General features: G+C 60.6%; 1 pseudogene. It reads right to left on the bottom strand.

Annotated elements, in window-relative coordinates:
* Nucleotides 1-477: 477 nt before the first annotated feature.
* Nucleotides 478-876: pseudogene (locus tag QM590_RS25795) on the bottom strand (hypothetical protein); the annotation flags it as partial.

Genomic DNA, 876 nt, shown 5'->3' with positions numbered 1-876 from the left:
CAGTGGGGACCTCGACCTGGCCACCAGTGGGTACTTTTTCATGGCCACGGACAACGCAATGCTTCAAAGGTCCGCCGCCATGCTTGAGTAGGTTGCGGCCGATCACCCCCCCGCACAGCGGCCGGGCAACAGCCGTCATTCAAGCTACTGTTCGCGGTCGATATTGCCGCTCAGGGACCTAGTATCGCTACGGCTGCGATGCAAGCCGGGATGACCCTTGTTGCGGTTGTCATGGGCGCGAGGCTCGTACACCGGTGTGATCAGCGAAGTAATTCCGATGCCAGCGCGATAGACACGGCGGCGACGCGCCAGTCCGCCCTCATTGTCCTTCCGAATCCTGGCACCGTCACATCCAGCCTTCTTGGTCGTCTTTGTGCAGTGCACCGACACTGCACCACCCTCACACGCTGAATAGATATATGGCGCAATCTGTTTCACCTATCGGCCACCCTTGCCAATGGATGAAGATACGGCGACCTAAGCGTTGGCTGCGGCGAGGGATTGCAGATAGTCCCAGAGTGCGCGTTCGCGGGCGGGGTCGTAGGACTCGTCCGAGGACGGAACTTCACGAGTTCGGTCGATGTAGGCACCGGACGGTGCGGGGACGGTGCCGATAATGGCGTCGGACAGCTTGCGGCCGGCGGTGGTGATTCGGTCGGCGAATGGCGTGAAGGCCAACATCGGCAAGACCCACCGGTTCACGAACTGGTCACGTCTGCTGGCTTCCCTGGCCAATCCCGTTCCGGGAACGAGACTCGGATTATAGGAAACGATCTCGACGCCGTCCGGCAGTCTGCGTGCCCATTCGTGCACGAGGTAGATGGTGGCGTGTCCCCAGTGAACGGGGCCATCTGGTTTTAGAGTCTTGTTGCCCAT

The sequence above is a fragment of the Rhodococcus sp. IEGM 1372 genome (assembly GCF_030056835.1).
In the GTDB taxonomy this organism is placed as follows: Bacteria; Actinomycetota; Actinomycetes; order Mycobacteriales; family Mycobacteriaceae; genus Rhodococcoides.
This window is presented reverse-complemented; position numbering and strand designations above follow the sequence as displayed.